The sequence below is a fragment of the Streptomyces acidicola genome (genome assembly GCF_009377235.1).
Taxonomy (GTDB): domain Bacteria; phylum Actinomycetota; class Actinomycetes; order Streptomycetales; family Streptomycetaceae; genus Streptomyces; species Streptomyces acidicola.
Map to the genome: position 1 here is coordinate 1 of NZ_VMNX01000366.1, position 6568 is coordinate 6568.

Below are 6568 nucleotides of genomic sequence, written 5' to 3' on the forward strand. Positions count from 1 at the left end.
GGCTGGGGGTGGGCCGGCGGGGCAGTCGGCGCGATAGGGTCCGGGAAGCGTCGCGTGTCGGTGGCAGACCGTGTCAGGCATGGAGGCGCCGGACCGAAGGAGGCCGACGATGCACTCGTCGCACCCTTCGCTCTCGCGTGACTGAGCGCGAGACGACCAGGCTCATCGCCTGGAGCCGAGAACTACGTCAGGTGCACGACCGGCTGCGCGAGGCGCTGCGCCTCACGCGCGAATCCCTCACCGAGGGCACCCCGGGTGAGGCGGCCACCCGTGAGCTGTTGCTGTACTGCCATGGCTTCTGCACGGCTCTCGACGGCCACCACCAGGGCGAGGACCGCACCCTGTTCCCCGCCATCGCGGACGCTCACCCCGAGCTGCGCCCGGTGCTGAGATCGCTCGAGCAGGATCACTCGATGATCGCCCACCTGATCGCCGGCCTCCGCGCCGCCGTCGACCGGGCCGCACCCCCGGAGGAGCTCGACCATCATCTCGAAGGCATCGCCGCGATCATGGAGAACCACTTCCGCTACGAGGAGCGGCAACTGCTCACGGTGCTGGAAACCCTTGAGCTGACAGCCGAGCCACCGGAGGTCCTGGGCCCGATCTGATCCCGGGCCGGACGGACACTTCGCGGCGCGACGCAGTCGAATGCCGCGGAGTGCTGGCCCACGGCCGCCGGCCCACGAAGGCCTGCCCATCCGCTGCCCGGCGGCCTTGTCGCCGTCGAGCCCGACGGTCACGCGCGCGTCGCGTTCAGTTCGGCGAGTTCGGTGGCGAGGGCGCGGAGCTGGTCGACGGAGACCCGGGCGACCGGCAGGGCGGCCAGCCCGATGACCGAGATGGTGGCCATGAACTGCAGGTTCTCCGTGTCCGTGACGCCCGGGATGTGGCGACGCAGGATCTCGGCCGCCGCGGGGTCGGCGGTCAGTTCCGCCACCGGTGTGCGGACCGAGAACCGGCCGTCGGGGAACTCCTCGACGGGCGGCAGCGCGCGCAGCGTCTCCTCGCCGCGCTCCCGTTGGGCGCGCACCAGCAGGTGCTCGGGGCCGACCGGGCCCTCGGCCGGCAGACCGAGGCGTGCGAACTGGTCGGCCGGCGCGTCCGAGTCGCGCAGCAGCCGGGCGAGCAGCCCGGCCATGCGCAGCTCCGCCTCGTCGTCGACGATCGGGGTGCTCTGCTCCGGATCGTCGGCGAGGTCGAACAGCAGGGAGCCGAACGCGGCGGTGTTGATCATCGAGTGGCCGGGCACGCTGATCAGCCGGACGCCCTTGGTGAAGGCGAAGGGCTCGACCAGCCGGATGTCGGACAGCTCGGCTGGGGAGAACCTGGCCTTCATGTGGGTGGGCATCAGCGTGTACTCGTTCAGTGGCGCGTTGGTGTCGTCGACGCAGGCACGCATGTACACATAGCGGCCGTCGGTCACGTTGACGTGGCCGCCGAAGCTGCCGAAGAGGCCGGCCTGGCGGACCGGGGTGTCGTCGGTGAGGGTGTCGCGCAGCGGGTGGCCCCGCATGTCCGGTGGGCGGGGGACGTCGAAGTACTCAAGGAGGGTGGGCGCCAGGTCGATCGTCTGCACCAGTGAGGAGCGGCGCTCACCGGCCGCGCCTACGCGTGGGTCCCAGACGAACAGCGGGAGGTGGACCAGTTCGTTGAACCAGGGCAGCACGCCCTTGCCCCACCAGCCGTGTTCGCCGAGCAGCAGTCCGTGGTCGGTGTTGACGATCAGCAGGGTGTCGTCCCAGAGCGCGAGCTCGTCCATCAGGTCGAGCACCCGGCCGAGCGAGCGGTCGCACATCGACAGCAGCGCGGCGTACTCGAAGCGGGCGTGCTCGGTCTCCGCGCCGGTCTCGGCCACCCGCTTGTAGTCGGGCCAGTCGAAGTGCGCCCCCGCGTAGTCGTGCGGGTAGAGGTCCTTGTACCGCTTGTGCGAGAAGAACGGCTCGTGCGGGTCGAAGGTCTCGATCTGGACGAACCACCGGTCGGCCGCGGCGTTGGTGCGGACGAACTCGACGCCCGCGTCGAAGGTGAGGGTCTGCGGATGGACCTCCTCGGTCGGCAGGTGCCGGCGGTTGACCCAGTCCTGCCGGTAGCCGGGGCGGCGGACCTCCTTGAGGTCCCTCGGCATCGGCGGGTCGGCGACCTGCCCCTTCCACGGGTCGCCCTCCTGGCCGCGGAAGAACTCCCAGGTGGAGTACCGGCCGTGGTAGGTGGCGCCGCCGTCCTCCCAGTAGTGCGGGTGGTCGCTGGCGAGGTGGGTGTGGACGCCGGCCTGCTTGAGGAGCTCGGGCATCGAGTCGTCGAACGGCTCCAGCGGGCCCCACGACCGGTGCAGGAAGTTGTGCCGGCCGGTGTGCAGTTCGCGGCGGGCCGGCATGCAGGGCAGCGAGCCGGCGTAGGCGTTGTCGAAGGTGACGGCGCGCTCGGCGAGCCGGGCGAAGTTGGGGGCGTGCGTCCAGTCGGCCCCGTACGGCGGCAGCAGATGCCGGTTGAGGCTGTCGAACATCACCATGATGGCTTTCACGGGCGCTCCAGCGAGATGTCGGGGGCGTCGGAGGTGTCGGGGGTGTCCGGGGTGACGGCGGACGGCGCTGCGAGGTCGTCGCTCTCCAGTCGTCGGAGCACGTCCCGCAGCCAGGCGACCCACCAGTCCACGGCGCCGGCGCCGTACTGGTGCACGAGGTCGGCGGCGGCCTGCTGACGGCGGGGGTCGAGGCCCGGCAGCGGGTCCTCGAAGTGGATGGTGCGGTCCCGGTCGCGGTTCCGGGCGATCTGCTCGGTGCGGTGGTCGAGCTCCGTGGTCACCAGGCGGATGGCCGCGTCGCGGTCGAGCGCGGCGGTGATCAGGAAGCGGTTGACGAAGTCGGAGTCGTGGAAGCGGCTGGTGGGCTCGTAGGGGGAGTCGATCCAGTCGCGCAGGGCCTGCCGGCCGCGCTCGGTGAGCCGGTGGACCCGGGCGTCGGGGCGGCGCTCCCGTGGATCGATCCGGTCCTCGACCCAGCCGTCCTCGCGCATCCGGGCCAGGGCCCGGTAGATCTGGCTGTGGTGGACCCGTGAGCCCGCGAACTGGCCGTCGGCGGCGAGCCACTTGCGCAGGTCGTAGCCGCTGTAGGGGCGGGTCGCGAGGAGGCGGAGCAGGACGTGTTCGAGCTTCATCGGGCCCCCTGTGTGCTCTTGCACATATGTGGCGGTGAACATAGGTCGCGTCGTTCGATCACGTCAAGGGTCGTACCGGGGCCGGTTACCGTTCTTCGTATGTCTGTCGATCAGTCAGCACACCCGGACGACCGCACCCCGGACGACCGCGCCACACCCGGGCGCCGCGGCTACGCCAAGGGCAAGGCCCGCCGCGAGGAGATCGTGCGCACCGCCCTGCGGACCTTCGCCGAGCAGGGCTACCGGAGCACGTCCATGCGTGAGATCGCCGAGGCCGTCGGCCTCAGCCAGGCCGGGCTGCTGCACCACTTCCGCAACAAGGACGACCTGCTCACCGAGGTGCTGCGGCTGCGCGACGCCGAGCAGTCCGCGTTCAACCGGGCCCTCGCCGAGGAGAACGGCATGGTCGCGCTGCGGCGGCTCGTCGACCTGATGGAGCTCAACGCGACCCAGGCCGGCCTGGTGCGGCTCTACACGGTGCTGCGGGGCGAGTCGGTGGGCGGGGAGCACCCTGCGCAGCCGTACTTCGTCGAGCGTTTCCTGGTGCTCAGGGAGCGGGTGGCCGGCTATCTGCGGCACGCCCGCGATGTGGAGGGCGTGATCCGCGCCGACGTGGATGTGCTGGTGGCGTCCACCCTGATCATGGCCGTGATGGACGGCCTCCAGACCCAGTGGCTGCTCGCTCCCGACGCCGTGGACCTGGCCGGTGACTTCGCCCGTTTCATGGACGACTATCTGCGAGGACTGTCCTAGTTCGCCCGGCGCCGACGCCCCCGAAAAGATCTCGAAACAAACCATTCACATGATTGGTTTTTGGGTCTACAGTGCTCCCACATTGCCCACCGACGCTGGGTAATGCCGCCAACGACGGCGGATGGAGAGACAGGAAGCCCATGAGAGTCGATCGAACAGCCGGGGGCGTCACCCGGCGTAGCACACTTCTCGGCCTCGCCGGCCTCGGCCTGGCCGCAGTGAGCGGTTGCCGCCTCGCAGTGGACGAGGCCCGGGGCGCCGTGAGCGGCGGAGCCCGCAGGGGCGGCACGCTCATCGTCGCGATCAACGTCGACGCCCAGCCCGACAGCGTCCAGGCGCACAACGCCAACTCGGTCGTCTGGCGCCGCCTGGTCTTCGAGACCCTGACCGCCTACAACTCCTCCGGCACTCCACAGCCGCTGCTGGCCACCGACTGGGAGATCCGCGACGGCGGCCGGACGGTGGCGCTCAACCTCCGGGACGACGTCCGCTTCCACACCGGTCGCCCGATGACCGCCAGGGACGTCATGTTCTCGCTGACCAGGTCGGCCGACCCGGCGGCCAAGTCCCAGGCCCGCGCCGTCACTTCGCTGATCACCGACATGACGGCCGACGGCGACCACGCGCTGCGCATCCGGCTCAGCCGCCCCGCCAGCAACCTCTTCGATGCCTTCGAACTCGCCACCATCCTCGACGAGGAGAGCGCCGACGGCATCGCCGACGGCAGCGCCATGATCGGCACCGGCCCGTTCCGCTGGCACACCTGGCACCCCGGCTCCGGGCTCACCATGGTTCGCAACGACGACTACCGGGTGCCGGGACGGCCCTACCTGGACCGCGTCGAGCAGCCGGCCATCACCGACCCCACCGCACTGGTCACCGCCGTCCGCAGCGGCCGGGCCCACATCGCCTACGGCGCGTCGCCGCTCGATGCCCGGGGCGTCTCCACCGACGGGCGCTACGAGATCAACGCGGGCGTCACCATCGACTACTCGATCGGCATGGACGTCCGCACCGCCCCCTTCGACGACATCCGGGTGCGCCGGGCCGTCGGCTACGCCATCGACCGCGACCGCATCGCCGACCAGGTCTTCGCCGGCTACGGCAGGCCCACCAGCCTCTGGTGGAGCAAGAAGGAGGCCGGCTGGAGCCAGGAGCAGTCGGACACCTACACCTACCAGCCGGACCGCGCCCGGGAGCTGATCCGGGAGGCCGGCGCCGCCGGCACCGAGGTGGCCATCGTCACCAACACCATCCAGGCCGTGCAGGGCACCGCCCAGATCGTCCGCTACAACCTGGAGGAGGCCGGTCTCAGGGTCAGGACCCGGGTCCTCGACCCCGTCGAGTACACCAGCCGCCAGGTCGAGGGGAAGCTGGGCCAGCTGTTCATCAACGGCTACGGCATCGCGGACCTGTCCGCGGCCACCTTCGCCACCCACCCCGCGTTCGCCGCCGAGCAGAACCCCTCCCACTTCACCCCGGCCGAGTACGCGGACCTTGTCACCCGCACCGCCACCGCCGCCCCCGACGACCGCGTGAGCGCCGTCCAGGCGCTCGGCCGCTACATGCTCGACCAGGCCTTCAACCACAGCATCGCCACCGGGCAGTCCACCATCATCCGCTCCAAGCGGGTCCAGGACGTGCGGCAGACCTTCCTCGGCTCCTTCATCTTCGACGACACATACGTGGTGTGATCATGAACAGATTCCTGATCCGCCGGATCCCCTCCGCCCTGCTGGTCCTCTTCGCCACCTCCGTCCTCGCGTTCCTGCTGCCGCGCATGGCCCCCGGCGACCCCGCCGCGGCCGTGGCCGGACCGGACGCCGGACCAGAGGAGATCGCCGCGATCCGCGCCGACCTCGGCTTCGACGAGCCCTGGGTCAGCCAGTACCTGCACTGGCTCGGCGGCGTGCTCCGCGGCGACTTCGGCACCTCCTACATCACCGGCAGATCGGTCACCGACCTGATCGGCGACCGGTTCGGCAGCACCGTGCAACTCGCGCTGCTCGCCGCCCTGTTCATGATCACCATCGGTCTGCTGCTCGGCGTCGCGGCCGGCTCGAGCCGCCGCCCCTGGGCCAGGTCGCTGCTCGACCTCACCTGCACCACCCTGCTCGCCACCCCCGCCTTCCTCACCGGCCTGCTGCTCGCCCTGCTGCTCGGCGTGGCCTGGCAGGTCCTGCCCGTCAGCGGCGAGGTGTCGCTGTTCGACAACGCCGAGATCGGCATCCAGTACCTGCTGCTGCCCGCCTTCGCGCTCGCCCTGCCCCAGGCCGCCTCCCTCGCCCGGCTCATCCAGAGCGCCATGCGCCAGTCCCGCACCGAGGAGTACGTGCAGACCGCCGTGGCCAAGGGCGCCTCGGCGCGCCGCGTCACCGTCCGCCACGTACTGCGCAACTCGCTGGCCAGTGCCCTGGTCTCGCTCGGCATGCGGCTCGGCGACCTCCTCGGTGGCGCCATCGTCATCGAGGCGATCTTCGCCCGCAACGGTCTCGGCAGCCTCGCCGTCACCAGCTCGGCACAGCGCGACTACCTCGTGATCGAGGCACTGATCCTGCTCGCCGTCGGCATCGCCGTCCTGCTGCAACTGCTCACCGAGGTCGGCCTGTCGCTGCTCGACCCCCGCATCAGACTGGAGGGCGCCCGATGAACCTCACCGGTG

At 70.7% G+C, this 6568-nt stretch carries 6 protein-coding genes; 4 read left to right on the forward strand and 2 right to left on the reverse strand.

What is annotated here, in order from left to right; translation table 11 throughout:
• Positions 1-137: 137 nt before the first annotated feature.
• On the forward strand, positions 138-608 hold the full coding sequence (locus tag FPZ41_RS43725) for a hemerythrin domain-containing protein (protein WP_322621496.1): 471 nt from the start codon (positions 138-140) through the stop codon (positions 606-608).
• A gap of 128 nt (positions 609-736) precedes the next feature.
• Here FPZ41_RS43725 and FPZ41_RS43730 read toward each other — a convergent pair whose 3' ends face one another.
• Positions 737-2521 (reverse strand): sulfatase, encoded by a 1785-nt coding sequence (locus FPZ41_RS43730; protein ID WP_322621497.1) that lies wholly within the window; start codon positions 2519-2521, stop codon positions 737-739.
• Positions 2518-3153 carry a PadR family transcriptional regulator gene (locus tag FPZ41_RS43735; protein ID WP_194236439.1) on the reverse strand — a complete coding sequence of 212 codons (636 nt, stop codon included), beginning with the start codon at positions 3151-3153 and terminating at the stop codon, positions 2518-2520. Before FPZ41_RS43735 ends, FPZ41_RS43730 begins: the two co-directional genes overlap by 4 nt.
• A 99-nt stretch (positions 3154-3252) precedes the next feature.
• On the opposite strand from FPZ41_RS43735, the gene FPZ41_RS43740 reads away from it, so the two are divergent.
• From FPZ41_RS43740 to FPZ41_RS43750, 3 genes are all read left to right on the forward strand, one after another.
• Positions 3253-3906 (forward strand): TetR/AcrR family transcriptional regulator, encoded by a 654-nt coding sequence (locus FPZ41_RS43740; RefSeq protein WP_152870145.1) that lies wholly within the window; start codon positions 3253-3255, stop codon positions 3904-3906.
• A 140-nt stretch (positions 3907-4046) separates the two neighbouring features.
• The gene (locus tag FPZ41_RS43745) at positions 4047-5600 is read left to right on the forward strand and encodes an ABC transporter substrate-binding protein (RefSeq protein WP_152870147.1); all 1554 of its coding nucleotides are present in this window, start codon (positions 4047-4049) and stop codon (positions 5598-5600) included.
• Positions 5601-5602: 2 nt separating this feature from the next.
• A complete protein-coding gene (locus FPZ41_RS43750) occupies positions 5603-6556 on the forward strand; it encodes an ABC transporter permease (RefSeq protein ID WP_152870149.1) in 954 nt (317 codons plus the stop codon).
• Positions 6557-6568: the final 12 nt, after the last annotated feature.

Bases quoted from the DNA above. Each gene is read 5' to 3' on its own strand.
- FPZ41_RS43735 (WP_194236439.1), bottom strand. From the start codon at position 3,153: ATGAAGCTCGAACACGTCCTGCTCCGCCTCCTCGCGACCCGCCCCTAC.
- FPZ41_RS43740 (WP_152870145.1), top strand. From the start codon at position 3,253: ATGTCTGTCGATCAGTCAGCACACCCGGACGACCGCACCCCGGACGAC.
- FPZ41_RS43745 (WP_152870147.1), top strand. From the start codon at position 4,047: ATGAGAGTCGATCGAACAGCCGGGGGCGTCACCCGGCGTAGCACACTT.
- FPZ41_RS43750 (WP_152870149.1), top strand. From the start codon at position 5,603: ATGAACAGATTCCTGATCCGCCGGATCCCCTCCGCCCTGCTGGTCCTC.